The following is a 25940-nucleotide window of genomic DNA, read 5'->3' on the forward strand; positions in this document are numbered from 1 at the left end:
CACATATGGATATCCCGATCATCATGCCGAATCTCGGAAACGAAATCGACGAGGCCCAGATCGACGAGTGGTTCAAGACGGAAGGCGACATGGTCACCGAAGGTGAACAACTCGTCCTGATCACGACACCCAAGGTCACCATGGAAATCGAAGCCCCAGCGACAGGCATTCTGAAGAAAATCCTGATCCCCGCAGACGAGCTTGCGGCAGTGGGCTCCACGCTTGGGATCATCGAGACGTGACAAACGCGACCGCAAACTTACCGCTTCCAGTCTTCCGCTTGGGTGGGTCGGGGCCGAACCTTCTGCTTCTCCACGGGTTCGGAGCTGACCGAATGAGCTGGATAGCCAATCAGGACGCGCTCATGCAGTCGTTTGCGGTTTTTAGCTGCGACCTGCCTGCGCATGGCGGTCAACCGCCTGGCAGGACTGGCATGAAAATCTCGGAGATGGCCGATGAACTGATTGACGCACTCGCGCGACAGAACGATCGCTTTGTAGTGGTGGGGCATTCACTGGGCGGCGCAATCGCCATCGAACTGGCAGCCCGCCGACCGGATTTGGTCGCCGGCCTTGGCCTGATCGCACCGGCTGGTCTGGGCAAAGAGGTCGGTCGAGAATTTCTGAGCGAACTGCCTGAACTTAGCGAGTTGGGCTCTGCGTTGGCGCTACTTCAGCGTTTGGTCTCGCGCCCGCGCCTGATAACGCCACCGATCGCTCAACGGCTCCTCGATCACCTGGAACGACCGGGCATTCGTGCCGCTCTTAGAGCCCTGGCTTCGGAGTTAAGCCATGTCGAGACCTCGATTGAACCCCATGTGGCCTCCATAGCCGTCAGCAGAGTTCCGCGGATCGTCATTTGGGGAGAGGAAGACACGATAAATCCGATCGACCGTCCGAGACTGTCGAGGTTCAACGCTCAAGTGCTGACTCTGCCGGATACCGGGCATCTTCCTCACGTTGAGGCAAGCAGAGCCGTAAGCCGACATCTTTGTGAATTTCTGAAGAGTGCCGTATTGGAATTGGGGGGATGAGTTCATGATCGTTGTCTGCGGTGATGCCTTGATTGACTTCTTGCCGGTCGCGCTCCCGGAAGGTGGCAGTGGCTACATCCCTGTCTGTGGTGGATCCTGCTGCAACATCGCGACTGCGATTGGCAGGTTAGGCGGGAAAGTCGGATTCATGGGAGGGCTGTCCGAGGATTTTTTTGGCGCCATGCTGGTTCAGCAATTCAACGAAGCGGGGATTGATCTTCGCTATGCAACCCGCCTGCCTTTCGACACGACGTTGGCTTTTGTGCGTCTGGGCGACGACGAGCCTGAGTATGCGTTCTATGACAGCGGCAGTGCGGCACGGCACTGGACGCTGAAAGGGGCACCATCTTTGGGCACCGAGGTTGACGTCCTGCACATCGGTTCGGTCACGTTGATTCACCCCCCTGTCTCGAGCGCTTGCGAGTCGCTGTTCGAGAACGAACAGGGTAAGCGCGTGCTCTCAATCGATCCAAACTGCCGGCCCGGTCTGGCGCAGGATCCAGAGGCATATCGCCAGCGTCTCAATCGCCTCTGCGGTATGGCTGATATCGTAAAGCTGTCGGTGACGGATCTCGGATTCATGCAGCCGGGTGTTGGGCCGCATTCAGCAGCGGAGAGTTGGCTTTCAAACCGGGCCAAGATCGTCCTCGTCAGCCGGGGTGCGGGGGGCGCAACGGTTTATCTTGCGGGTGGCAGAGTCGTTGAAGTTCCAGCACGCCCTGCGAGGGTTGTTGATACCGTTGGAGCCGGAGACGCACTCATTGCAGGCTTTCTCACCCATCTCCAGCAGAGCGGCGACTTGCATCGCGATAGCATCGGTGCCTTGACGGGTGACCGGGCTCGCAAAGCTCTCGAGTTTGCCGCACATGTTGCAAGTCTTGCCTGCGAGCACCGCGGAAGTGACCCGCCGTGGCGCAGAGAAATCATCGTGGCTGGATACGACGAGAGCAGTCAAATGTGACGCCAAGCACCGCAAGCTATTGCGGAGGCTAGCCGTGCCAGTTAAGGGTGAATCGCCACGTCTAGAGATGCTTTACTCGAAGATCTGCGAACGGATTTGGGCGTCGTTCGCATCGTGGGCGCAACGATTATCCAAGTTGGTAGAATAATGGGCTGCCGACACTTTCGGAGGGGCGGATTGGATGACAAAACTGACAAGGATGCCCCCCACCAGCTTGCTGGACGCTGAAAGCCTCAGGTTGAAGGCAGCTTTTCTTTATTACAATCAGAAACTTACCCAAAACGAAGTCGCCGCAAAACTGGGGGTCAGCCGCAGCACAATCGTTAAGCTCCTCGATGAGGCGCTGAAGCGGGGCGAAATCCAGATTTGGGTGAAGCAGGCCGCAAGCGAGTTGGAGCTGGCATCTGAGCTGGAAGCCGCGCTCAATCTCGACGAAGTGATCGTCACGCCGCCGGCGAAGGATGTCGACGGAACGGCCCGGGCCGTTGGGCAAGCGCTGGGTCAGTTTCTTTCCGACACCATTCCCAACAACGCGACGATCGGGGTTGGCTGGGGACGAACACTCAGTGCCGCGCTTTCGAGTTTTCGCCCGCTGCGGCGCGAAGGGGTAAAAATTGTGTCTCTGCTTGGAGGTACAGTGGAAGCCCAGCATGAAAATCCGATCGATTTTACCTGGCAGCTCGCCAATCAACTCGGGGCGCAATGTTTTCTTTTGATGGCGCCGCTGCTGGTTGATTCTCCCGACACCAAAGAACGCCTAATCGAAAAGTGCGGCTTGAATCGGATCATGAAGCTATCCGCCGATCTGGACATTGCACTGGTGAGCGTCGGCGATATCGGCACCCATTCAACATCGCTGTCGGTCGCATCTCTTGCGCCAGAGGAGTTGGAGACGCTCATCAGCAAGGGAGCAATGTGCGATGTTCTGTGCAATTTTCTCGATCGAGACGGCCGCACGGTGGACCATCCGGTAAACGATCGGGTGATGTCAGTCGATCTCGATACAGTGAGACGCGCACGGCACGTGGTTATCGCATCGGGGGGAGAACAACGAGCCGCCGCAATCTTGGCAGCTATCAGGCGAATAGGCTGCAATACTTTGGTGACTGATGAAAGCGCTGCGCGTCAGATGCTCAGCTTGCTCAGAAGTCCAAGGGTTGATTGATAATTTTCATCGCCGTTTTTTCCAGTTCGCCGCCAAGAACGACGGCTGGGCCGAATCGCTCCAAAACCACCGTGTCGGCGTGGCCGACCATATGGGCTTCCGGATGGCCGAGTTGCCGAGGCCGTGCGCTGATGTCCTGCACCCCGGACCAGAACGCACTGGGCCTGGCGCTGCCGTGCGCCTCGGGGATCGAGGGTTATCTTAAGGAAAAGCAGGAAAACAATGGCCCCATCCTGGCGCCGGGCGAGATCTGGTCCGCGGCCTATAGGTTCGGCTGCCTCTCGGCCGACTTGGCCCAAACACTGAACGACAAGACGATGCGTGCTTCGATCGCTTAGGAGTCGAAGTGGGTTCGGCACTCCGCCCGCATGAAAAGCGATCTTTCTGAAGCAGGACTCAACGAGCCGGAACGCACTTCTCCTAAATGTTCATGTGGACCTTAGAGGTGTCATCGGCTTGGGCGTGGGTTAGGATCCGTTGGCCCGCCCTCACCGTCGAAGATGTGGAATCTCGCTCGGGGCATCAGGAAAATAGTGTCACCCGCGCGGAACCAACGCTCGCCCACGCCCCGAACGGTAGGTGTCCCGACACAGGCTACTGATTGTGTGTTAAGCATGGAATGTTGACCCCTCTCGGGGGTAATACTTATCCGATTTTAACCCCTTGGATTTCATCCGACCATCGGCTTTTGCCAGTAGATGGGGTGGAGAGTTGGAGAGAGTGGATACGATTGCCCGTGTCCGACGAGCCTTCCATGTTCAGGGCTGGTCGTTGAAGAAGATCACCGAGAGCTGAATGTTTCGCGGAATACAGTTCGCAAAATCCTGCGTTCTGATGCGACTCATTTTGTCTACTAACGAGAACATCAACCGTTGCCCAGGATCGGAGCCTGGAAGGCCGAGATCGAGCGGTTTCTGGTTGCCAATGGGCAAGCCGTCGCGCGAACCTATGACGCGATCAGGCGATATGCCAACACCTTTCCGCCCGCGACATTGGGATTAGCCACTCCGGAATGCTCTAACGCTTTCTCGATAACCGTCTATGATCAAATCGGCGGTGTTTTTCGTGCCTGCGCTCGCTTGAGAACGGGTCGCAGCGCTAACCCAGAAGGCGTGCCGATTTCCAATCGCCAAGCTTGCAATCGCTGGATGCGATGAGGAGTTGGACAGCCGAAGAGATCTCTCCGCGATAAATGGCGAGATCGGCATCGGTTGCATCGGAAAAATCGTGGTGCCGTGTCACCTCCTGATTGCTGTAGAAGCGGGGCACTAGAAATCAACTTGAACTTGAACCGAGTGCACCGCGTTTCTCGCATCAGATGCCGGCTGTTCTTCCCCAAGCTCGTTTTTGCAGCGACATAACAGGACGTGGGGGCCTGGCTCCGGTGACCAAGTCAACTCGAACCGCTGCCAACTTCTTCCCTCGCGCGGCCCTAGTGAGGCAGTCTGCCATGAGCCTCCACCGTCCACGCTGACCTCGACGCTAGAGATCCGGCGATCTCCCCAAGCCCAGCCCCATATTTTCGTTGGCATGTCCGCTGACAGCAGATCATTTGGGGACGGCGATACGATAACGGACTCCGGGGCCACGTCCCAAACCGGCTTCGTTCCCGACGCGGTGAGGTCATTATAGAACCGCGTCGTATAGGCGCCGCTTGCGCGCCGATCCGCAGCCGTGATCGAACCAACCCATTTTACTGAGTTTGTGCCATACCAACCCGGCACAACCAGTCGAACCGGACCTCCACGCTCCGGAGTGAGCGGCCGGCCGTTGATCTCAAGTGCAAGAAGAACCTCTTCTGCGAGTGCCTTCTCGATAGGCAGTTCTTTTTGATAGGTTTCTTCAATTTCAGCGTATTCGCCCCACTCGAGGCCGGAAGTCCATACATATGACGTATCGGTGCTGATCTTTGCACGTTCCAGAACAAGCGACAGCGGCACGCCTTTCCAAACCACATTTCCGATCCTGCGCTTGGCAACTGTCGGGGCAAGAGGGCTTCCAGCGCATTCGTGAAATGACATGTACTCGCGCTGAGGCATGGCTTGAAGATCCGAGAGACGCAATCTCGTTGGGGTGCCCACGAGGCCATCGACATCCAGATGCCAATGGTCGGGGTCGATGTTCAGGAACCCCATATGCGTGACCAGAAAGAGATCTTCCTCCGGAGTGATCCAGGAGTTGAGGGCATGAATCCCGTTCGCCGGCCCTTTGAAGGAGAAACCCTTCCGTATCATGTGCATACCCGTCCGAGTCATCGCCTTACTCCTCTAAGGCTGGCGCATCGGGACGGGTTCCATATTCCTCCCGGCCCTCTTCGAACCGGATCGGCTTTCGGCGTGTCCGGTTGACAGTGACGCCGAATACATCGAAGCGGTTGTAGCCAGACACGACGTCATGAAGTCGTTTCGGTTCAACACACTCGTCAAGATCGATATGGGCATAGCCGATACCTTCATCAATCATTTCGTCACCAAATGGCGCTCCAGTCGGTCCGAGGAAAAAGCTGCTGGCCCGCGGACTGGCATCTATGATCGCTGCGATCGCAGGATCATCCAAAGCAATAGATCTGCGTGCGCTTTCATCCAACCGACCGGCGACAACGATGCCGAAGCACTTGGCCTCGAAACAATGGGCTGAGGCCCGAATGCGGTTGGCCGCCCTGTTATCGTAGTTATCGCTCTCCGTTGGAACACGAGTGGGCCAGATCGGCGGATAGCTACTTATATGAACCTGTTCGGCCTGCGTCATCAGACTGTAGCGCGCGAGTGGATTTGTGTTTTCCCCGCAGATGAGACCGCCGATACGGCCTATTCTTGTATTTGCGACGACCAGACCCGCGCCATCGCCCGGATCCCAAACCAGTTTCTCGAAAAACGTTGCGACCAGCTTCCGATGATGGATGAGGATTTCGCCTGTATCGGAAATCAAGACATTGCTATTCCACAGTCCTCCAACACTTGCCGGGTTGCGCTCGGAGAAACCGATTGAAACGAATACACTGTTATCGGACGCAGCTTTGCGCACACGCTCGATTTCTGGCCCATCCACATATACCGAGGCGTTCAGGAAGCGTTTGAAATGTCCGTGCGATTGAATGGGTGGGTAAAGTGCCGCCCAGACGGGAAACCCGGGAAGAAAGCTTTCCGAAAAAACCACAAGTGATGCGCCATTTCGAGCAGCCTCTTCAATTACCGAACAAGCTTTCTCCGCGCTCTCCAACGGATCGAGATAAACCGGGGCTACATGAGCAGCGGCGGCCTTGAAGTTCGTGCTTCCCATCGACATTCCTCTACTGATCAACGTTCGCCATCAGCCATCTCGACCAACTCGGCAAAGGCAGGCTCAAGATTGCCGTTTTGCTGTTAGACCGATCTCGATACGTGCTCCAAGCGGCAGGCTGGCGGAGCCAATGGTGGTGCGGGCCGGGAAGGGCGATGAAAAACGTGTGGCGTAAATCTCATTCATCTGACCAAAGTCGCTCATGTCGGTGAGATAAACGTTCACGGATACGACATCATCCGACCCCAAGCCTGCTGCTTCAAGAACTTCAAACAGATTATCGAAACACTGGCGTGTCTGATCGGCGACGGTTCCGTCGACAAGTTTGCCGGTGCTGGAATCGAGCGGCGTCTGGCCCGAGCAAAATAACAGGTCGCCGGCCCATGTCGCGTGCGAATATGGTCCTACTGCCGCAGCGTTCGAAGCATTCACAGTTCGTCTAGACATGGTTTCTCCCAAGGCAGGTTAAGCAGCGCGACCTGCTGGCGACCAGGATATCCGCAAGTGGTTTGCGTCATGATATGCTGCATGTTCGCCTTTACAGCCCGTTCGAAACTATCAAAACGAATTTGTGCGCCAACCCGAATTGGATGCACTACTCTGTGCAAAAATAGACGGAGGGTCGCATGGCGACTGCAATCGATCATCTTGACTGGGACGATCTCAAACTTTTCCTCATCGTCGTTCGGTGCAAGAGCGTGACCGGAGCCGCCCGGGAACTGAAAGTCAGCCACTCCACTGTTTCCCGTCGGCTTGCTCGCCTGGAATACACGGTTGGCGGCGCACTCGTCGAAAGGACCAGGGATGGACTTCTGCTGACCCCAGCCGGGCTTGTTACGATGCGGCGAGCGGAGGAAATCGAGAATGGGGTGAATGCGCTTCGCAGCGACGTGAGCAATCGAGACGAGGTACGCGGTACGGTCAGATTAGCCACCATGGAGGGCATCGCAACGCTTTATCTCTCCGAGCGCCTCGTTGAACTCAGTAGTCGGTACCCTGATCTTGACATCGAGCTTGTGACATCGCCGCAAACCGTTCGGGTCGCTCGCCGGGAGGCAGATCTTTTCCTAAGCTTCTTCAAGCCACATGGAACTGCTCTCGACAGTCAGCTGATCGGACGCTTCAAGACTGGCCTATTCGCTTCGCAGGTCTATCTGGAACGCAATGGCGTTCCCTCTCAAGCGGCGGATCTTCGCGAGCACCGCTTTGTCGGCTATATCGAAGAGCTAGTTCAGCTCGAAAGCGTTCTATGGCTAGAGGAACTCGTACCCGCCCCAACGATGGCGTTCAGCTCAAACAGCATGATGTCGCAGATGTTCGCGGCGTCTGCGGGCGCAGGAATTGTAGCGCTTCCTGAATTCGCACGCAGTCTGAAACTCGGGCTCATTCCAGTGCTTGAAGAGTTGCGCGGCGAACGTGAGATCTGGATGTCGGCACACCACGACCTAGCGTATCTCCCGAGAGTACGAGTCGTCAAGCAATTCGTAAAAGAGCTGCTTCGTCGAGACGAACAACGCCTTCTGAGAAACGAACCCTGGCCCTCGTGAGTTTCGCAAATCGCATCGTCCGGAGCACTCTGGCCCGTCGAATTAGCAAAGAGTCGCCCTGTCGCTCAGTTCTGCACAGCGGGTTGCGAAGTTGTCGACTTCCGCGACAATGCTTATTGCGTCAACAAGATTACTGACTCGATTAAAGGAAGGAACGCTTATGTCGCAAATCAACAGCGATGCTTGCAAGGCTTTTGACCTCCTTCGTCTGCGTGCCGATACCCCCGGCACAAAAAGCAGAAACCATCTAAACAATGCTGGAGCGGCATTGATGCCGAGCCGGGTGATCGATGCAGTGATTGGCTACCTGAGCCGGGAGGGCGAAATCGGTGGCTACGAGGCAGCAGCGGAGGCCAACTCGCTGTTGGAGGGAGCCTATGACAGCTTGGCCACTTTCGTAAACTGCGCTCGCGACGAGATAGCGATAGCTGAAAACGCGACGATCGCCTGGCAGCGCGCCTTCTATTCCCTTTCTTTTGGACCTGGAGACAGGATTCTGACGGCAAGTGCCGAATTTGCGGCCAACTACGTGGCATTTTTGCAGGTTGCCAAGAGCACCGGCGTATCCATCGAAATCATTCCGAATGACGCCTCTGGCGTCCTTGATCCGGACGCGCTGGCGAAAATGATTGATGAGCGCGTTCGATTGATAGCGGTCACCTGGATCCCGACGAACGGCGGGCTTATCAATCCAGCAGCAGCGATCGGTCGAATAGCGCGAGACAACGGCATTCTCTATCTGCTCGACGCCTGCCAAGCTGCGGGTCAAACGCCGATCGATGTGAATGCTCTCGGCTGCGACATCCTCACCGCTACCGGCAGGAAGTTTCTCCGTGCGCCGCGGGGAACGGGTTTCATGTACATGCGAAAATCAGTTCTGGAGAAGATCGAGCCAGCGATGATCGATCTCTACGGCGCGCCCTGGACCGCACCCGATCGATACGAGTTGCGACCTGATGCCAGACGCTTTGAAACGTGGGAAAAGAACTGTTCGGTTCGTCTCGGCTTGCGGGCAGCAGTGGATTACGCGCTCGAAATAGGGCTCGAAAACATCGAAGCGCGCTGCAGTCACCTTTCTTCAAGGCTTCGGGAAGGTCTGAGGGGGATGCGTGCCGTATCCGTACATGATCTTGGGGCGCCGCTCGCGTCCATCATCTCATTCACCGTTAACGGCTGGGATTCGCCAGCCGTCATGGCCTATCTGGCTGGCAAGGGAATCAACGTCTCGGTTTCCCCGCCCTCTAGTACACCCGTGGACGCGTATACGCGACAACTCCCGCCGGTGGTGCGAGCTTCCCCACATTATTACAATTCGGAGGAGGAAATTGAGGCATTTCTAGAGGCAATTGCTGGTATTGCCGCGTAACTGATCGGCGCGACTGGATCAACTGGATACCAATGATGCCATTTTTTTTCGGCTATTGGTGAGGCTTCTTCGCGGGAACACGGGCAACATCCCATCTAGGCGGCGAGCAGACTTCATCGTCGTTTTGTTCATCCTGGCCTTAAAAGAGTGCCTCTGGCGCCACCCACACCGGCTTCGGGGGTACATGTCGGAGAAGTGGCAGTTCGCGACTTCAGGGTTGGGGTTGGCGTCGTAATGTATCGCGCGAGAAAGATATGCAGGGAAGCGAATATCATCACTTCCACCGGTGATATTTAAAATTTACGAGTTCAGAAAGGGCCGCAGCGTCCACGCTCGCCTGATCGCTAATCAGAGCTCTGTCAACGGCGATTAAATCGCACTCGTCGCGCTCGTTCGATCAATCTTTCTAGCCCTTGTTTCCGGCCCTTGACCTGTAAAGGCGTTCTGGAAGTCTGCGTCGAAGCCGAATAAGACCCCGCCAATGTTGTAGCACGGGTGAGTTCTCGGCCGCGTCCGCCGAGGTTTACACCTTTCTCGATATCGATCGCAGCAAAGTCCGGTTTCAGAAACGCCGCTGCAGGTGATGTAGGAGATCTACCCCAGCGTCCACCAACGGCAGCAACAAGTGTGCATCAGCGCTGGTCTCGCATGGCCGTGCCGCGAAATCCTGCTGCTTCCACTGGCTTACGCTAATGATGATCGGAAAGTCAGGGCCAACCGCCTCATTGATGGCGGCGACGGCCATGCTTGGAAAGCGTGGCCGCTCCTTAATCGTCGCGACACCATAACGATTGTTACACTTGTTGGTACCTAGTCAGAACAGGTCGAGGAGATAGCCACGCGCACCGCGGCTTGCCCGGCCTCATCAAGTCCGGATGGCTTTCTACCGGCAATTCAAGTTCCCAGTCCGTTTAGCGAACGGAACATACAACGCAATTTGCGGCCCCATTTGGTCACCTGCATCGTGTACGGCATTGCCGGCTCCAATTACAGCCGGCGAGGTCGTGCCTGCTCGGAATGACGATCCTTGGAGAACAAGCATCACCTATGCGTCTGGCAGACGGCGCTTTGATCGTGTCCGGCATTCCCGTGATGAAACTCTCAACGACCTGACCAGCGCGGCAGCAAATTGAGCAAAGTGCGCTGCCCTTTGGCTCGTTTGCCACGTTCCGGTGGATCGTTTCGCATCCTATGATTACGCCATAAACTTCACGGAGGATCGTTATGACAATTTACAATATCGCTCTGATCGGATTTGGCGGCGTCAATCGCGCACTGACTGAACTCATCGCCGCCAAGAACCAGCTCTGGGAACGCGACCTTGGCTTCCGCCTGAATATTGTCGCTGTGAGCGACCTCTATTTGGGTTCGGTAATTTCGCCAAATGGTCTTGATGCAAAAACTCTGGTCGACGCGAAGTTCGAAAAGGGTGGCTTCGGACAACTTTCGGGTGGAAGTGCTGAAGCTGACAACGAGACCATCATCAAGACGGCGCCGGCAGACATCGTCGTCGAGGCAACGTACACCAATCCCAAGGATGGCGAGCCCGCCGTCTCGCATTGCAGGTGGGCACTTGAGACCGGCAAACACGTGGTAACCACCAACAAAGGCCCTGTCGCCATCGCTGCCCCAGCGCTCAAGGCGTTCGCAAAAGCCAACGGCGTGCGCTTCGAGTACGAAGGCGCCGTGATGAGCGGCACACCTGTTATTCGCATGGCGGAAAGAACCCTTGCCGGCGCCGAATTGAAGGGCTTCGAGGGGATCCTCAACGGCACATCCAACTTCGTCCTCGGTCGCATGGAAAGCGGTCTGGATTTCGCCTCCGCCGTCAAAGAAGCACAGAAACTCGGTTATGCCGAAGCCGACCCGACCGCAGATGTGGAAGGTTTCGACGTTCGTCTGAAGGTTGTCATCCTGGCAAACGAACTGCTTGGCGCGAATCTCAAGCCTGAGGATATAAGCTGCAAGGGCGTCTCCGGTCTTTCACTCTCCGACATCGAGGAAGCCGCCAAGGCAAACAGCCGCTGGAAGCTCATCGGGGCTGCGGTCCGCAATGACGACGGCAGTGTGACCGGCAGTGTTTCCCCCAAACGGCTTGGCCTCGATCATCCGCTGGCAGGCGTCAACGGCGCCACTAATGCAGTCTCACTCGACACCGAACTGCTGGGCGCCGTGACGATCACCGGACCTGGCGCTGGCCGCATCGAAACTGCATATGCTCTTCTTTCCGATATCGTCGCCATTCATTCCGCGGGCGCTTCTTCCACCGCTAAGGAAGCTGCATGATGCACAACCTTGCACTCACCCAAGCGACAGGCCTCGAAGAAATTGCCGTCACCAGCCCCTTCGACGGTACGCTGGTCGGAACAGTTGTGGAAACCTGTGCTGCAAGCGTGGATGCGCTCCTTGAGCGAGCCAGGCGCGGCGCGCAGATTGCCAGAACCCTGCCCCGTCACAAGCGGTCGGCGATCCTTGAAACGGCCGCAGCAGCAATCGAGGCCTCGCGGGAGGAGTTCGCGCTCCTGATCGCCAAAGAGGCGGGCAAGACGATTACGCAGGCCCGCAAAGAGACAATCCGGTGCGTCAATACGCTCAAGCTGTCCGCCGACGAGGCCAAACGCAATGCGGGCGAAGTCATCCCGTTCGATGCTTACGCGGGCTCGGAGTCTCGCCAGGGTTGGTATACGAGAGAACCGCTGGGGATTATTGCTGCCATCACGCCCTACAACGACCCACTCAACCTCGTTGCCCACAAACTCGGTCCCGCGATCGCCGGTGGCAACGCAGTGCTTTTGAAGCCGTCCGAGTTTACCCCACTCTCTGCCGTCAAGCTCGTCGAGGTCATGATCGAAAGCGGTCTACCTGAAGAGATTATAACGGTTGCGATCGGTGGCCCTGAGCTTGGAAAGGCTCTTGTTGCGGCGAGAGACGTTCGCATGATCTCGTTTACTGGCGGCTTTGCCACCGGTGAAGCGATTGCCAAAACCGCAGGCCTCAAAAAACTTGCCATGGATCTCGGCGGCAATGCGCCTGTCATCGTTATGGAAAATTGCAACTTCGATGCGGCCGTCGAGGCTTGCGTATCGGGAGGCTTTTGGGCGGCCGGTCAGAACTGCATTGGCACGCAGCGAATTCTGATCCAGCGGCCGATCTATCAGCAATTCAAGGCGAAATTCGTCGCAGATACCAAGAAGCTCAAGACTGGCAATCCCTTGGATGCCGATACCGATGTCGGCCCGTTGATCTCCGAAAAGGCTGTCAGCAGAGCGATCGCAATGGTCGAACGGGCGCTCGCTGCCGGCGCGACATTGCTTTGCGGCCATAAGCCAGCCGGCAATCTCTACCCGCCGACCGTCCTGGAGGATGTTCCGATATCCTGCGACGTGTGGGGCGAAGAAGTATTCGCGCCGATCGTCATTCTTCAGCCCTTCGATGGATTGGCTGATGCAATCGGTCTTGCAAACGGCCCTGACTACAGCCTTCACGCCGCCATTTTTACCAATGACCTGGAAGCGGCGCTCGAAACTGCAAGCAAGATCGAGGCCGGTGGCGTCATGGTCAACGACTCCTCCGATTACCGGTTCGATGCAATGCCGTTTGGCGGCTTCAAATATGGCAGCATGGGCCGCGAGGGTGTGCGGTTTGCCTATGAGGACATGACCCAGCCGAAGGTCGTGTGCATCAACCGGTTGAAGCCTTAACAGCTCTTTCCACGCTCAATGCCATCAGCAATTTCGGGGTAAACAATGTTCAAGGGTTCTATCACTGCACCTGTCACGCCATTTGCTGATGGCCATGTGGATGAGGGCGCGCTGCGCGATCTCATCGAATGGCAGATCGACGAAGGGTCCTTCGGCCTTGTTCCGTGCGGAACGACGGGGGAAAGTCCGACGCTCAGTCATGCCGCGAGTTCTGTGAAAGTCGACCGGACACAGTTGCAAGACGCTGCGCTCGTGACCGTGGGGAAGGAATTCGAAGCGTTTGCTGAATTCATTGACGAGGATATCGTTCAAGTCCAGTACGCCTCTAAGCTTCTCAAGGAGATAAACCTCGGCGGTTCGGCGAGCGGCACGGCAATCAACGTACCCTCAGGCTTCGCGCAGGCGGTATGCGATCACCTGTCGCAGAAATCCGGCTACCGGTTAATTCCGGCCCGCAACTTCATCGAAGCCACATCGGACACGGGCGGATTCGTCTCCTTCGTGCTTAAGCGCATTGCCTTCAACCTGACGAAGATTTGCAACGACCTTCGGCTGTTGAGTAGCGGTCCCCGTGGCGGTCTGGGAGAGATCCGCTTGCCGCCGGTCCAAGCCGGCTCGTCGATCATGCCTGGCAAGGTCAATCCCTTCATCCCGGAGATGATGAACCAGATTAGCTTTCAGGCTATCGGCAATGATCTTACGGTGACGCTCGCCGCCAGTGCCGGTCAACTGCAGCTGAACGCGATGGAGCCGGTCATCGTTTTGAATATCCTGCAGTCGATGCGCATGCTAACCAGAGGCATGGTGATCTTAAAGGAACGCTGCATCGATGGCATCGAAGTTGTTGTCGATCGTTGCCAGGCGTTGCTCGACCAATCTCTCGTTCTTGCTAAGCCGCTGGCGAAGTTGATCGGATACAGCAAAGCGGCAGATCTTACCAAAAAGGCGCTGGTCGAAAAGAGAAACTTACGAGATGTTGTCGAAGAAGAAAGAGGTCTGACGGAAAGCCAGGTTCATCAGATTTATGGAGATACCGCGGAGTTTGCGAATTTCTCAAGAAGTGGTTGGACGGAGGGGAAAGATGGCCGTTTTCACTGAAATATCCGACGAAGACCGAAACTCGATAGCCGCAGCCTACGGTATGACATCGTTGTCGTCGGTGATCGGTATTGCCGACGGTGACAGGGAAACGACCTATCTTTTCCGGACAGCGGGCGGTGAATTCATCGTCACGCTCTTCGAAAACGGCGCCGAGCCGCTGGATCTGGAACGCGCGTTCGCAACGATGGAGAAGCTGAACAACAGGGGTATTCCATGTCCTAAACCGACGCGGACGGTTGATGGCGACGCCACCTTCCAGGCCGCCGGTCGCCTTGTTGCCATCGTGAGCTTTGTAGCGGGATCATCGACAAACAATCCAACGCCAGAAAAGAGCGAAAATCTCGGCCGCCTCATGGCGCGGATCCACGTGATCCTGCAAGGGGGGCGAAAACATTCTCTGGATGAGTTGCCAACGGGTGCCCTGCATGGAGCCCTGGTACCTTCCAATGTCTTCTTCCTCGGAGAGAACGTCAGCGGTGTGATTAACTTCCGGCTCCGGCACGATGACGTGCTGATTTCTGAGATTGCGGACGTTCTCATTAGCTGGGCGAGCCAGCCGGCTGGAGAGCTGGACGAACAGAAAGCCCGGGCCATCTTGGCAGGCTATGAGAGTGTAAGACAGCTGACTGAGGCGGAAAAGAAAGCACTTCCCGCATTCGTCCTCGCATCCGCCGCCAGACACTATGCTAGCAAAAAGGACAAGATTTATATGCTTGAGGCGGCTGTACGCGCATTTGAATCTTCGGGATTTGGCCCAGTTGCCCGGCAACCGGCCTGTCGGGCATGAGATATCTTCTCGACCGCATCGACGAACAAATCCTAAGCGCGCTGCGGACCAACGCACGGGCCTCTCACGCTGAGCTATCGGGCAAGGTCAATCTGTCCCGTAATGCTGTTCGCGTTCGGATAGAACGGCTAGAACGCGAGGGCTTCATCAAGGGCTACACGATCGTCACTGGGGATGGCGGAAACGATAGCCCGATCACCACCGCATTGATGTTTGTCTACCGCCAGGACCGTATGAGGGGTGGCGAGGTCATCCAAGCTTTGCGGACAATTCCAGAGGTCGTCGCTTGCGATGTGATGACGGGCGATTTCGATCTCGTCGTCAGAGTGGAATCTCCGCGAGCCGATCGAATTCGCCAGATCTGGCAGCTGATATCCGAGCTCCCGGGCGTACGGGACACCCTTACGGCGTTCGCTCTTTCCTCCGTTGTGCGGAGGGATGAGGTGCGCCGCGGCCAAAATCCGGCAGCTTCCAATGAGCCTTTATGAGCCCTGTTAAGAAACTGCGAAACATGCGTGCACCGACCAATGCAGTCGAACTTCTACCGAACGGCCGAGATCGGCGCATGTGAAAGCGCATTGTACCCGGCATCAGATCGTATGGATGCCGCGACCCCGCAGGTTTTCTGACTCGGCGTTTCCACTCAACGATGTGGGGAAACGCCTCCAGTGGCAATCGCGGAGGACCTTTTTTCCGGCTACGTCAATATGTGAGAGATGGGTTGAGGGCTGACGGGAGCAAGGGTGTTTGCCGCGGGCGGTGGTCTATACGACGCGGCCGCCTGCGAGATCGACGTGTGGAACCGGCAGGCCGCGCCAACAACCATCACGACGGGACTCCGAGAAGTCGATAAGAGGAAGCACCAGAAGGCCGCAGCGGAAAATACAAGTCTCCTTTGACAGCGCCTCATGGACGTGAACGAGCCGCCTTGGCGATAAGATTGATGGTGAGGCCTGCTCCGAGCACTGCTTGCGTTCAAGCGCGGCGAGCCACGTGTATGCGCAATGGTCAAAACGCCGGGCCCAGAGGATGAAGATCGGAGTCGCATTTGCCGGGAGCGTAAGTGTTGATTGCGGAACGGGTAAGGCATGTCAATCGCGCAAGGGTCTGCTCTTCGCCCAGGCCGTCACTGGCTATCAGCCGCTTCGCAAGGATTGCGGGTTGCACAAAGTTCGGGACAGCGATTTCACTAAGTCGCGGACAAAAGTCGCGTCGGATTTAGATCGATTTTCGTGAGCACCGATCTCGCAATTTGTCCTCGTATTCTGAGCGAGGACATGATGCCCAGACGGAATCCCGGAATCGTAACGAACCCGCAAGACGCGGCGTCGCAGCTTTTCGCCCGTTTTAAGACGGCTGTACTGGGCGAGCCCCCTTGCCTTTGAGGATGGCCTGCGGGTGGTCCCGCCACGTTTTTAATCGTCATGCACCGCGTGCATTTTCACGATGCGAATTATTAATTTGATTGAATGCACCGTCGGGCCTCACAACGAAGGGAGGCGAGATCAAAATTTTCGAGACGTGGGTGACCGCGCTAATCGGGGGACAGCCCAGACATCGGGAGCTGAATGTGCCCATCTAGTCAAGCGGAGGCGAGTATGACTGGTAGTCAATCCACAAGGAGATCGGCCGACAAGATCGACCCGGAACAACTGACCATCGTTCCACTGCGACACCCTTGGAGGTGGGTGGCCGTCGCCTTGGTCTTAGTGTCGGTCGCCGGCATGATCAGGTCAGCAATTTCCAATCCCGAGTTTCAGTGGCCCATCGTCGCGCAATATCTGTTCAACCCACTCATACTCGATGGTCTTTGGCAAACCGTTCTAATCACAGCGGTCGTGATGGCCCTAGCCACTCTCGGGGGAACCATCGCCGCATTGATGATGCTGTCTCCGAGCAAGCTGCTTTCTGTGCCCGCTGCGGCCTTCGTCTGGTTCTTCCGAGGCACTCCAGCTCTCGTCCAGTTGATCATCTGGTACAATCTGTCGATCGTCGTCAAAGATATAACGCTTTGGCTGCCGGGGGTCGGCACAGTGTATTCGGTGTCTACAAATGACATCATGACCCCACTGGTCTCGGCCATCGTCGCACTCTCGCTTCATGAAGCGGGATATATGGCCGAAATCGTCAGGAGCGGATTGAAGTCGGTCAACAAGGGCCAGTACGAGGCGTCGGCATGTCTTGGGATGAATCCCAGCCTGGCGATGAGGAGGATTGTCCTTCCCCAAGCGATGAGAATAATCATTCCGCCGACCGGAAACGAGACGATCAACCTTCTCAAGACGACCTCTCTGGTCAGTATCATCGCTGTGGGCGATCTGCTGTACTCGGCCCAGTCCATTTATGCCCGGACGTTCGAGACCATCCCTCTGCTCCTTGTTGTGTCTTTCTGGTACCTCGCCGTAGTCTCGATCATGTCTGTCGGTCAGTTCTACCTGGAAAAACATTTCAGCCGCGACGAGCATCGCATCAATCCCGGAATCACGAGGGCAATACTCGGGAACCTGGCCAAGATCGGTCGGAAGGAGGCGCTGGCATGACTGCACCCGGCACACATCACGAGCGCTTCGGGATCGCATCTACGACGATGGTACATGCCAAAGGCATCCGCAAATCCTACGGCCATCTCGAGGTGCTCAAAGGCGTGGACCTCACGGTGCCGTCCGGCTCGGTCGCTTGCATCATCGGCCCTTCGGGATCGGGAAAGAGCACATTCCTGCGCTGCATCAATCACCTCGAGGAAATCAATGGCGGGTTGATGCTCGTCGACGGAGACTTCGTTGGCTATCGCCTAGAAGGCAACAAACTCTACGAACTGCCGCCGAGCGCGATATGCCAGCGCAGGGCCGAGATCGGAATGGTTTTCCAGCAGTTCAACTTGTTTCCTCACATGACCGTGATCGAAAATCTTATGGAGGCTCCTTTACGCGTGAAGCGGGAGCCGGTTGCGCAGGCGACGGCAAAGGCGATTGAACTTCTCAAACGGGTGGGCCTTGCCGAAAAGAGGGACGCTTACCCGAGGCAGTTGTCGGGCGGCCAGCAACAGCGCGTGGCTATCGCACGGGCGCTCGCGATGAACCCAAAGGTCTTGCTTTTTGACGAGCCGACATCCGCACTCGATCCAGAGCTCGTGGGCGAGGTGCTCGAGGTGATGAAGAGTCTGGCGCGCGAGGGAATAACCATGGTAGTCGTGACGCATGAAATCGGGTTCGCCCGCGAGGTTGCCGATCAGCTTATCTTCATGGACGGCGGCCTTGTCGTCGAATCCGGCAACCCGCGAGAGATGATTGCCAACCCGCAGTCTCCCCGAACACGTGAGTTTTTGGCGCGCGTCCTCTGACGCGCGGAAAAACTCCCGGACCGCCCTCCGAAATTCATCCCGATGGCATACTCGTGGCGTTGGGATCGCTCGGGGAAAACGTCTCTGTCGAAGACGGAATACGAGCTGCTCGGGCCGCCGCGATCAATGTCATAGCTCAAGCTAGAGCCAGCCTTGGAAGCCTGGACAAGATCAAGAGGGTCGTTCGACTGAGTGGGTTCATCGCTGCGACGTCTTCGTTTTCCGAGCACGCACGCGTCATGAACGGTGCCTCGGACGTCATCCTTGAGATTTTCGGCGAGCAAATGCGGCACGCGCGGAGCACCATCGGGGTTTCTTCCCTGCCATTGCAGGCCGCAGTCGAGGTCGAAGCCCTGTTCGAGCTAGACTGACAAATGCCTGTATGCCCCTTTCGGCGGTTTATCGCAAACGCGGCTTTTCAGGCCGCAGGCGCGTTCAAAGCTCCAGTCGTTCATAGACGCCTTGTTTGAGCGTCCTCTGTCTGTCAGACACGTCTTTGATCAGGTTCCGAAACCACACATGCCCGGGGTCTAGTTCATTCGATCTATCGAAGATCAACGAAATAGTCACATCGGGAAGTTCGAGCGGCGGAGGAACGATCGCTGTCTCGCTTTCTTCAGAGAGTGCCAGCAACACGCCGTCGCCGAACGCCGAAATCAGCTCCGTGCCTTTGATGACCCATGGAGCAACGAGATAGTGCGGTATCGTTGCAACCACTTTTCGATGAAGGCCGAGCTTCTGCAAGGTTATATCCGCGATGCCGGCTGCGATGCCGTCCGCGGATATCTGAAGGTGCGGCGACGCGAGGTAACGATCCAGCGACATGTCGGCCATCGCCGGATTTCCAGTCCATCCAGCACAAACCATCCGATCCCTCGAAAGCTCCACGACCTCGAAGTGCTCGGCATCGAGCTTGGGGTTGCCAAGCACCGCGCATTCCACTTCGCGGTTCTTCAACGATCCGAGTGCGTCGGGTTCCCTGGCGTGGACCACATTCAACGAAGCATTGGGCGCGAGCATCGAGAAATTCTCGATCAGTTCGGGCAAGTAGGTGACGGCCGTATAGTCCGAAAGGCCAATCCGAAAATTTCTAGAGGTGGTCGTCGGATCGAAATTGAGGTGTCGGTCCACCGCCACCCGAATTTCGTGCAGGGCCTGGGAAATGACCTCCGCCAATTCTTTCGCCCGGGCGGTCGGCTCCATGATCCCCGCTTCTCGGGTGAAGAGGTCGTCTTTAAACACGTCGCGAAGCCTGCTCAGTGAATGGCTTATGGCTGACTGGGTGCGCCCAAGTCTGTCCGCAGCCCTGGTCACACTCCGCTCCCGCATGAGGACGTCGAAGGTCCTTAGGAGGTTGAGATCGAGTTGGTTCAAAGAGAACTCGGCCATATCGGGACCCTCGGGTGCTTTTGCTCGCCGTCAAAAGATATCGGCGGTCCGCAAAAGATCATGAATGCAGCTCATATTGTCAATGCATCTTTTCAATTCGATTCACTGCTCAGGATGTGCTTCCTTACCCGTGCTAACGCCAACGTCCAAAAAAGGGGATCATCATGAAAGCCACGCATCTGGGTATTTTCGTCGCCCTCGCGCTTGCCCAGAACGCCATCGGAGCGGAGATTCCGGTCACGGAATCCGTCAAGTCGTCGGGTACGCTCACAATCGCCAATGGGCTCGACTACGCCCCATTTGAGTTCGTAGATGCAAGCGGCCAGCCGGCTGGCCTGGACGTGGATTTGGCGCACGAGGCGGCGAAGCTCATCACGGCTAAACTCGACCTTCAGCGCATACCTTTCGCTTCTCAAATTCCTTCGCTCGCGGCCGGAAGGGTCAAGGTAGCGTGGGCGACGTTCACGGTGAAGGAAGATCGCTTGAAGCAGGTCGACTTCGTCACGTTCCTCCAGTCCGGAACCGTGGCGATGGTTCTCCCTGACAAGAAAGACTCCATCTCGGATGCGAAGAGCCTGTGCGGCAAGCGGGTGGCGGTCCAGACCGGATCGGCGGCCGATTTCACCGCGGACAAGCTGAGCGAGGACTGCGCGAAATCCAACCTGCCCAAGATCGACAAGGTCATCTATCCCGAGCAGAAAGACACGATCCAAGCGGTGCTAACAGGTCGGGCCGACGCTCGTTTCGACGACTCCACCGCGGCTGGATATTACGAGCAGACCAGCAAAGGAAAGCTCGTCGTTGCTCCGGGAGTCTACGATGTCCTACCTTTGGGCGTCGCCGTCCAGAAAGGCGACAAGGCCTCAGCTGAAATGATGCAGGCAATTTTTCAGGAACTCATCGCCAACGGCAAGTACAAGACCGTCCTCGACAAGTATGGCATGTCGCTCGCGGCGGTCAAAAAATCCCGTATCATCACCTCTGTCGATCAGATTGCCGAATAAGCCCCTTACGAGCGGATGAGCGCCATCCGCTCGCTTTCACCCTCGCTTCGTGACCGAATTCACGAGCAACGGGAGCCGACGGAAACTGCGCCATTTTTTTCACCGAGATCATGCATGAACGCACACGCTTCAACGAGGCACGAGACCTATCTGAACGCGGCCGAACTCGCATTCATCCGCAGCCAATACCCGATCGTCAAAGAATGCATCTATTGGAACAACGCCGCTGTTTCCCCTATATCGATCGGCGTGCGGGATGCGATCGCCCGGCAGGCGACACTCCATGCCACGGACACGTCCGGGATCATGGTGGCAAGCGCGCCGACATGCGACAAAGGACGCAGCCTTGCCGCCAAACTTGTTGGCTCGACTGCGGAACGGATTGCCTACATCCAGAACACCTCGCATGGCCTGTCGCTCGTCGCCTTGGGAATCGATTGGAAGCCTGGTGACAACCTGGTGGTTCCTGAGCTCGAATTTCCCTCAAACTTTCTCATCTGGGAGACGCTTTCCCAGCAAGGTGTGGAAATCCGCACGATGAAGGCGCGCAACGGAGCGCTTGCTCCAGATGATCTTCGTTTCCTGGTCGACAGCAGGACGAAACTGGTCGCAGTGAGCCATGTTCAGTTCTACAGCGGTTTCCGGGTCGATCTCGCCGGATTCTCGCAAATCTGCGCCGATCACGACGCATTGTTGGTCGTCGACGGCACGCAGTCGGTCGGGGTGCTGAGCGTGGACATGGAGGGCGAAGGCGTAGATGTCCTCGTTGTGAGCGCCCATAAATGGATGCTCGGACCAGTCGGAATAGGCTTCGCCGCGTTCTCCGAGAGGGCTTTCGAACGCATCAAGCCGCGCATTGTCGGTTGGTTGAGTGTGAACGACGCCTTCTCCTTTCATCGTGTTCTCGATTTTCTTCCAGACGCCAAGCGGTTCGAACCAGGCACCGAGAACGGCGCAGGCATCTTCGGATTGGCCAAGAGACTTGAAGAGATCGATTCCATCGGCATGGAGAAGATCGAGAGCTATGTTATGGAACTCGGAGCGCGGATTCGGAGGCAGGCTAAATCCGCAGGGTACGAAATCATGAGTGATTGGCCGGAAGAATCCCAGTCGGGCATCATCCTGCTGAAGAATCCAAAGGTGGCCACCAGCGTACTGTTTGCAGACTTGGATGCTGCCGACGTGAAATGCAGCGTCAGGAACGACGCCATCCGTTTTTCGCCTCACTACTACAGCAATGACGATGAGCTCGCGCTGGTCTCCGAGGTCCTACGGGGAGCAACATCCCGAGCCAATGCGTAACCCGCCACTCGCTCGAAGGCGGCACTTCGACAGTGCGCATGCTGCTTTTGCCGCATTCCGGCCAACCAAGATGATTCCGGTGATCCTGGGCAGCAAGAAGTGGCGTCGATACAACGAAATCGATTGTCGATCAGCAGCCATTCGTTCGCAAGAAAGTCTAGCCGATACGGCTTGTGCTAGACCTGCAGGTTCAATAAGAGACCCGAGCCGAACAGCACGCCACTGCGCGGCAGCAACTTGTAATCCGCGATCCTCGCTTCGAGAAACGCTTCTTCGGCCGGTGATTCACAGAACGGCAGGAAGTAGCTCTTCCGATCCGGATCTTCCAATGTCGCCGTCCAACGCCGAGCCTACCAGGCGTCGACCGGAGGGTCCGGCTTCGGATCCACGATGTTGTAAATCGTCGAGGCGAAGAAGGCAGCCAGAAGGAAGAGAAGAGGAACAACGAAACCGCCTGCGAAGCAGATCACCGTGAGAATTGCGCGGATGACGATCATCTTTTGCTGAGCCTTGGCGTTCACGCTGATTCCCCAATGCAATGCCGGCCCCCACCGTTGCTTCGACTGGCCCGCAACAGCAAGTCTGGCAAGGCTCGTGGGCGTGTACAGGTCCCTGTACAGCTCGTTGTTGACCAGTGCCGCCAATCCCATCACAGATTAGTGCGGCAAGAACAACGTGGGACCGGAACAGCGTTTACGAACAGGATTGGCCGCCGCGAATATATGTTCGCTGCTTCCCCTCGAGAATGCCTTTTGATAATTCCGCGCATATGGCGCGCCGCCAGTGTTGCGATTGCTGGAAGAATAAAATCGTGAGATCGCTGATTGATCACCGTGCCACGATGATCGCGACACCAATCGCAGTCGGCAAGCTGTCTCTACACAGCAAGGGCGCGACGAATGACTCAGGCGCTAGCCAATTCATTCGGGCCAGCCAACTAGGCGGAAGCGTCCAGCCCGACTGAGTCTGAAGCCTGGATGGCCCTATAAACCTTAGGGGCGTTGAAGGGCTTCCCACTAAGCGCGTCCTGTACCCGGTGAGTTGCTGCAGGCGCCCTCCTTAGGTCAGCTGCGTACGAGTTCAGCGCGACGCGTGCTTCAGATTTTGCCTAACTCCTAGAGCGGCCGCGGTCCTTCGTATCCTTGAGGCGTCAAAATCCGCGTCGTTCTCAAGAGCTGTCACCTCGGCCACGGTCAGACCGGTGGTTTCTGCGAGGTCGTCCAAAGAATAGCCGCGAGCCTGGCGAGCCTCTGCAAGCAGGGCGCCGATGGATGGGACAGCAGGGGATTTCGCAATCTTCGAGGCCATGTTCATGTCTTTAAGCTTCCTTCTGGCGGCCGGAAAACAAAAGGTTTCTAGTTCCACCGCTACCGACCGCGTCCGGCAGGGGTGGATTTCTCCGATTTCCGCGGGCGCTCTTTTTAGCAGTTTGTGCGATGGAGTACAGGTCTAACGTGGTGAAGGAGTGGACGACCCTTGCCTCCGGGGGTCAACCTTTCCCTGCGATCATCATTGGCGCCCGCTAGTAGAGTGACGTCTTGCTGCAATCGACATTGATCGCCGTAATCGAGTACAGGGCTTGGACTGAAGACGAGCAGCTTCGCGTGCCTTCTTTGAAATCAACATCTATCAGGTTTCCATATGTCGGGATGGAAGCGCCGTCTCAGTCGAACGCTTGCAAATCAGATCGGCGAGCCGACCGAGGATATCATGGACGACATGAATTCGACGCCAGCAAAGGACGGCTCGGGTACATAGGCTTCAACAGGTGTGAACCATCACGGCATCGAAAGATGGTAGGAAAGTAAAATCTTGCTGCCGGTATTCCATTCGTTTGATCGCGGGCTCCACGCACGATAGCCTGTGTGTAACCTGTCCCTACGCCATTGCAGTTGTCGCTTGACAGCTCCCTCGGCAAGCCTCTACCCTTTTTCGCATTCACCAGGGGGGTCCCGGCAAGGGGCTGAGATACTGCTATCGCGCGCAGTGACCCGTTGAACCTGATCCAGTTCATACTGGCGTAGGGACGGTGCAAGCGCTCGAAGGCAGTGGATTCACGCGTCGAATCCGTGCCGGCGTCTTTTCATCATTCCGGCTGAGGACTGGGTCTCCAATCGAAAACTTGGAGCCTCAAACCATGAATATCGCCGCAAAGAATATCACCCCATCCGTCACCACCGGCCCCTTGCCGGCATCCAGGAAGATCTACATTCGGGGGGACGTCCATCCCGACATTTGCGTGCCGATGCGCGAAATCAGCCTGCATCCGACATCGGGCGAGCCGCCCGTCGTCGTCTACGACTCCTCCGGCCCCTATACGATCGAGGGCACCGAGATCCGCATCGAACAAGGGCTGCCCTCACTGCGACGTGACTGGGTTCTCGCCCGCGGCGACGTCGAGGCCTATCAGGGCCGTCATGTCCGTCCCGAAGACAACGGCTTTGCCAGCGGCGAAAGGCTGACGCCCGAATTCCCCGCGCTACGCCAGCCGCTGCGCGCAAAGGACGGCAAGGCCGTCACCCAGTTCGCCTATGCGCGCGCCGGTATCATCACGCCGGAAATGGAGTTCATCGCCATCCGCGAAAATCTCGGCCGCAAAGCGAGGGCCGGAGCCATGGTCCGCAGCGGCGAAAGTTTCGGCGCCCAAATTCCGGACCATGTGACGGCGGAATTCGTCCGGCAGGAAGTGGCGGCGGGTCGGGCGATCATCCCCGCCAACATCAACCATCCGGAAGCCGAACCGATGATCATCGGTCGCAATTTTCTGGTGAAGATCAACGCCAATATCGGCAACTCGGCCGTCACCTCATCGATGGCGGAGGAGGTTGAGAAAATGGTCTGGGCGACCCGCTGGGGCGCTGACACGGTCATGGATCTCTCCACCGGCCGCAACATCCACAACATCCGCGAATGGATCATCCGCAATTCGCCGGTGCCGATCGGTACCGTGCCGCTCTATCAGGCGCTGGAGAAGGTCGAGGGCATTGCCGAGAACCTGACCTGGGAGGTGTATCGTGACACGCTGATCGAACAGGCCGAACAGGGCGTCGACTATTTCACCATCCATGCCGGCGTGCGGCTTCACTACATCCCGCTCACTGTCAACCGCGTCACCGGCATTGTCTCGCGCGGCGGCTCGATCATGGCGAAGTGGTGTCTCCATCATCACCGCGAAAGCTTCCTCTACGAGCATTTCGATGAGATCTGCGACATCTGCCGCGCCTATGACGTCTCCTTCTCGCTCGGCGATGGCCTGCGCCCCGGCTCGATCGCTGACGCGAATGATGCGGCGCAGTTCGCCGAGCTGGAAACACTGGGAGAGCTGACAAAGATCGCATGGGCGAAAGACTGCCAGGTGATGATCGAAGGTCCCGGCCATGTGCCGATGCACAAGATCAAGGAAAACATGGACAAGCAGCTCGCGGTCTGCGGCGAGGCGCCCTTTTATACACTCGGACCGTTAACTACCGATATCGCGCCGGGCTACGACCACATCACGTCCGGCATCGGGGCTGCGATGATCGGCTGGTTCGGCACCGCCATGCTCTGCTACGTGACGCCCAAGGAACATCTCGGCCTGCCGGACCGCAACGACGTGAAGGTAGGTGTCATCACCTACAAGATCGCGGCCCATGCCGCCGATCTCGCCAAGGGGCATCCGGCAGCACAGCTGCGCGATGACGCGCTCTCGCGTGCCCGTTTCGAATTCCGCTGGGAGGATCAGTTCAACCTCTCGCTGGACCCGGAAACCGCCCGCAGCTTCCACGACGAGACGTTGCCGAAGGAAGCCCATAAGGTGGCGCATTTCTGCTCCATGTGCGGCCCGAAATTCTGCTCGATGCGCATCTCGCACGATATCCGCGTCGAAGCGCAGAAGGAGGGTCTGGATGCGATGGCAGCGCGTTATCGCGAGGGCGGCGACCTCTATATGCCGATAGAAACCCTGCAGCATTCGGGCGAATGAG

The 25940-nt window shown here is 57.1% G+C and carries 23 protein-coding genes, 4 pseudogenes and 1 riboswitch; of the genes and pseudogenes, 20 read left to right on the top strand and 7 right to left on the bottom strand.

Annotated features, from left to right (window positions below; all coding sequences use genetic code 11):
- Positions 1–5 precede the first annotated feature (5 nt).
- From FFM81_RS31285 to FFM81_RS31305, 5 genes are all read left to right on the top strand, one after another.
- Complete coding sequence (locus FFM81_RS31285) at positions 6–242, top strand: lipoyl domain-containing protein (protein WP_011654708.1); 237 nt, start codon at positions 6–8, stop codon at positions 240–242.
- Entirely contained in the window at positions 239–1033 is a 795-nt protein-coding gene (locus FFM81_RS31290) for an alpha/beta fold hydrolase (protein ID WP_138333665.1), read from the top strand. The genes FFM81_RS31285 and FFM81_RS31290 overlap by 4 nt, the downstream gene beginning before the upstream one ends.
- Before the next feature lie 4 nt (positions 1034–1037).
- Positions 1038–1994 (top strand): carbohydrate kinase family protein, encoded by a 957-nt coding sequence (locus tag FFM81_RS31295; protein ID WP_011654706.1) that lies wholly within the window; start codon positions 1038–1040, stop codon positions 1992–1994.
- A gap of 181 nt (positions 1995–2175) precedes the next feature.
- Positions 2176–3159 carry a sugar-binding transcriptional regulator gene (locus tag FFM81_RS31300; RefSeq protein WP_138386410.1) on the top strand — a complete coding sequence of 328 codons (984 nt, stop codon included), beginning with the start codon at positions 2176–2178 and terminating at the stop codon, positions 3157–3159.
- Between the two features lie 131 nt (positions 3160–3290).
- On the top strand, positions 3291–3497 hold the full coding sequence (locus FFM81_RS31305) for a hypothetical protein (protein WP_138386409.1): 207 nt from the start codon (positions 3291–3293) through the stop codon (positions 3495–3497).
- 930 nt (positions 3498–4427) lie between these two features.
- Here the strand turns inward: FFM81_RS31305 and FFM81_RS31310 are convergent.
- The 3 genes from FFM81_RS31310 to FFM81_RS31320 all read right to left on the bottom strand — a co-directional run bounded on the left by FFM81_RS31310 (position 4428) and on the right by FFM81_RS31320 (position 6885).
- Positions 4428–5414 carry a molybdopterin-dependent oxidoreductase gene (locus tag FFM81_RS31310; RefSeq protein ID WP_138386408.1) on the bottom strand — a complete coding sequence of 329 codons (987 nt, stop codon included), beginning with the start codon at positions 5412–5414 and terminating at the stop codon, positions 4428–4430.
- A 4-nt stretch (positions 5415–5418) separates the two neighbouring features.
- Complete coding sequence (locus FFM81_RS31315; protein ID WP_138386407.1) at positions 5419–6438, bottom strand: carbon-nitrogen hydrolase family protein; 1020 nt, start codon at positions 6436–6438, stop codon at positions 5419–5421.
- Positions 6439–6501: 63 nt separating this feature from the next.
- On the bottom strand, positions 6502–6885 hold the full coding sequence (locus FFM81_RS31320; RefSeq protein WP_138386406.1) for a RidA family protein: 384 nt from the start codon (positions 6883–6885) through the stop codon (positions 6502–6504).
- A 179-nt stretch (positions 6886–7064) separates the two neighbouring features.
- Here FFM81_RS31320 and FFM81_RS31325 point away from each other — a divergent pair, with 179 nt between their 5' ends.
- The 12 genes and pseudogenes from FFM81_RS31325 to FFM81_RS31375 form a co-directional block, all read left to right on the top strand.
- Positions 7065–7985: a LysR family transcriptional regulator gene (locus tag FFM81_RS31325; protein ID WP_138386405.1), complete on the top strand. Its 921-nt coding sequence runs from the start codon at positions 7065–7067 to the stop codon at positions 7983–7985.
- A 160-nt stretch (positions 7986–8145) separates the two neighbouring features.
- Positions 8146–9351, top strand: coding sequence for an aminotransferase class V-fold PLP-dependent enzyme (locus tag FFM81_RS31330; RefSeq protein WP_138386404.1), 1206 nt, complete (start codon positions 8146–8148; stop codon positions 9349–9351).
- Between the two features lie 1224 nt (positions 9352–10575).
- Positions 10576–11637 carry a homoserine dehydrogenase gene (locus FFM81_RS31335; RefSeq protein ID WP_138386403.1) on the top strand — a complete coding sequence of 354 codons (1062 nt, stop codon included), beginning with the start codon at positions 10576–10578 and terminating at the stop codon, positions 11635–11637.
- Complete coding sequence (locus FFM81_RS31340; protein WP_163928138.1) at positions 11634–13052, top strand: aldehyde dehydrogenase family protein; 1419 nt, start codon at positions 11634–11636, stop codon at positions 13050–13052. Before FFM81_RS31335 ends, FFM81_RS31340 begins: the two co-directional genes overlap by 4 nt.
- A 45-nt stretch (positions 13053–13097) precedes the next feature.
- Positions 13098–13244, top strand: a pseudogene (locus FFM81_RS33040) (dihydrodipicolinate synthase family protein); the annotation flags it as partial.
- Between the two features lie 12 nt (positions 13245–13256).
- Positions 13257–14150, top strand: a pseudogene (locus FFM81_RS31345) (lyase family protein); the annotation flags it as partial.
- A complete protein-coding gene (locus tag FFM81_RS31350) occupies positions 14134–14940 on the top strand; it encodes a homoserine kinase (RefSeq protein WP_115156521.1) in 807 nt (268 codons plus the stop codon). The pseudogene FFM81_RS31345 and the gene FFM81_RS31350, both read left to right, overlap by 17 nt.
- On the top strand, positions 14937–15428 hold the full coding sequence (locus FFM81_RS31355; protein ID WP_131631587.1) for an Lrp/AsnC family transcriptional regulator: 492 nt from the start codon (positions 14937–14939) through the stop codon (positions 15426–15428). The genes FFM81_RS31350 and FFM81_RS31355 overlap by 4 nt, the downstream gene beginning before the upstream one ends.
- 445 nt (positions 15429–15873) lie before the next feature.
- Positions 15874–16095 (top strand): annotated as a pseudogene (locus FFM81_RS31360) (IS110 family transposase); the annotation flags it as partial.
- Positions 16096–16538: 443 nt separating this feature from the next.
- Positions 16539–17480, top strand: a complete 942-nt coding sequence (locus FFM81_RS31365; RefSeq protein ID WP_138386401.1) for an amino acid ABC transporter permease — start codon at positions 16539–16541, stop codon at positions 17478–17480.
- Positions 17477–18280, top strand: a complete 804-nt coding sequence (locus FFM81_RS31370) for an amino acid ABC transporter ATP-binding protein (RefSeq protein WP_011654689.1) — start codon at positions 17477–17479, stop codon at positions 18278–18280. Before FFM81_RS31365 ends, FFM81_RS31370 begins: the two co-directional genes overlap by 4 nt.
- A 41-nt stretch (positions 18281–18321) precedes the next feature.
- A pseudogene (locus FFM81_RS31375) lies at positions 18322–18651 on the top strand (RidA family protein); the annotation flags it as partial.
- 64 nt (positions 18652–18715) lie between these two features.
- On the opposite strand, the gene FFM81_RS31380 reads toward FFM81_RS31375, so the two are convergent.
- On the bottom strand, positions 18716–19669 hold the full coding sequence (locus FFM81_RS31380; RefSeq protein WP_138333689.1) for a LysR family transcriptional regulator: 954 nt from the start codon (positions 19667–19669) through the stop codon (positions 18716–18718).
- A 164-nt stretch (positions 19670–19833) separates the two neighbouring features.
- Between FFM81_RS31380 and FFM81_RS31385 the strand changes: the two genes are divergently transcribed.
- Together FFM81_RS31385 and FFM81_RS31390 are read left to right on the top strand one after the other, a co-directional pair.
- Positions 19834–20673: an ABC transporter substrate-binding protein gene (locus FFM81_RS31385; protein ID WP_138386400.1), complete on the top strand. Its 840-nt coding sequence runs from the start codon at positions 19834–19836 to the stop codon at positions 20671–20673.
- A gap of 114 nt (positions 20674–20787) precedes the next feature.
- The gene (locus tag FFM81_RS31390) at positions 20788–21975 is read left to right on the top strand and encodes an aminotransferase class V-fold PLP-dependent enzyme (RefSeq protein ID WP_138333693.1); all 1188 of its coding nucleotides are present in this window, start codon (positions 20788–20790) and stop codon (positions 21973–21975) included.
- Positions 21976–22151: 176 nt separating this feature from the next.
- Here FFM81_RS31390 and FFM81_RS31395 read toward each other — a convergent pair whose 3' ends face one another.
- The 3 genes from FFM81_RS31395 to FFM81_RS31405 all read right to left on the bottom strand — a co-directional run bounded on the left by FFM81_RS31395 (position 22152) and on the right by FFM81_RS31405 (position 23289).
- A complete protein-coding gene (locus FFM81_RS31395) occupies positions 22152–22304 on the bottom strand; it encodes a hypothetical protein (protein WP_173883900.1) in 153 nt (50 codons plus the stop codon).
- A gap of 21 nt (positions 22305–22325) precedes the next feature.
- Positions 22326–22619, bottom strand: a complete 294-nt coding sequence (locus FFM81_RS31400) for a hypothetical protein (protein WP_138386399.1) — start codon at positions 22617–22619, stop codon at positions 22326–22328.
- 436 nt (positions 22620–23055) lie between these two features.
- The gene (locus FFM81_RS31405; RefSeq protein ID WP_138386398.1) at positions 23056–23289 is read right to left on the bottom strand and encodes a helix-turn-helix domain-containing protein; all 234 of its coding nucleotides are present in this window, start codon (positions 23287–23289) and stop codon (positions 23056–23058) included.
- Between the two features lie 619 nt (positions 23290–23908).
- A riboswitch (TPP riboswitch) is annotated at positions 23909–24020 on the top strand.
- A gap of 92 nt (positions 24021–24112) precedes the next feature.
- Between FFM81_RS31405 and thiC the strand changes: the two genes are divergently transcribed.
- Positions 24113–25939 (top strand): phosphomethylpyrimidine synthase ThiC, encoded by a 1827-nt coding sequence (thiC, locus tag FFM81_RS31410; RefSeq protein WP_173883901.1) that lies wholly within the window; start codon positions 24113–24115, stop codon positions 25937–25939.
- The last annotated feature ends 1 nt before the right edge of the window (position 25940 follow it).

The organism is Rhizobium hidalgonense (genome assembly GCF_005862185.2).
Taxonomy (GTDB): Bacteria; Pseudomonadota; Alphaproteobacteria; order Rhizobiales; family Rhizobiaceae; genus Rhizobium; species Rhizobium hidalgonense.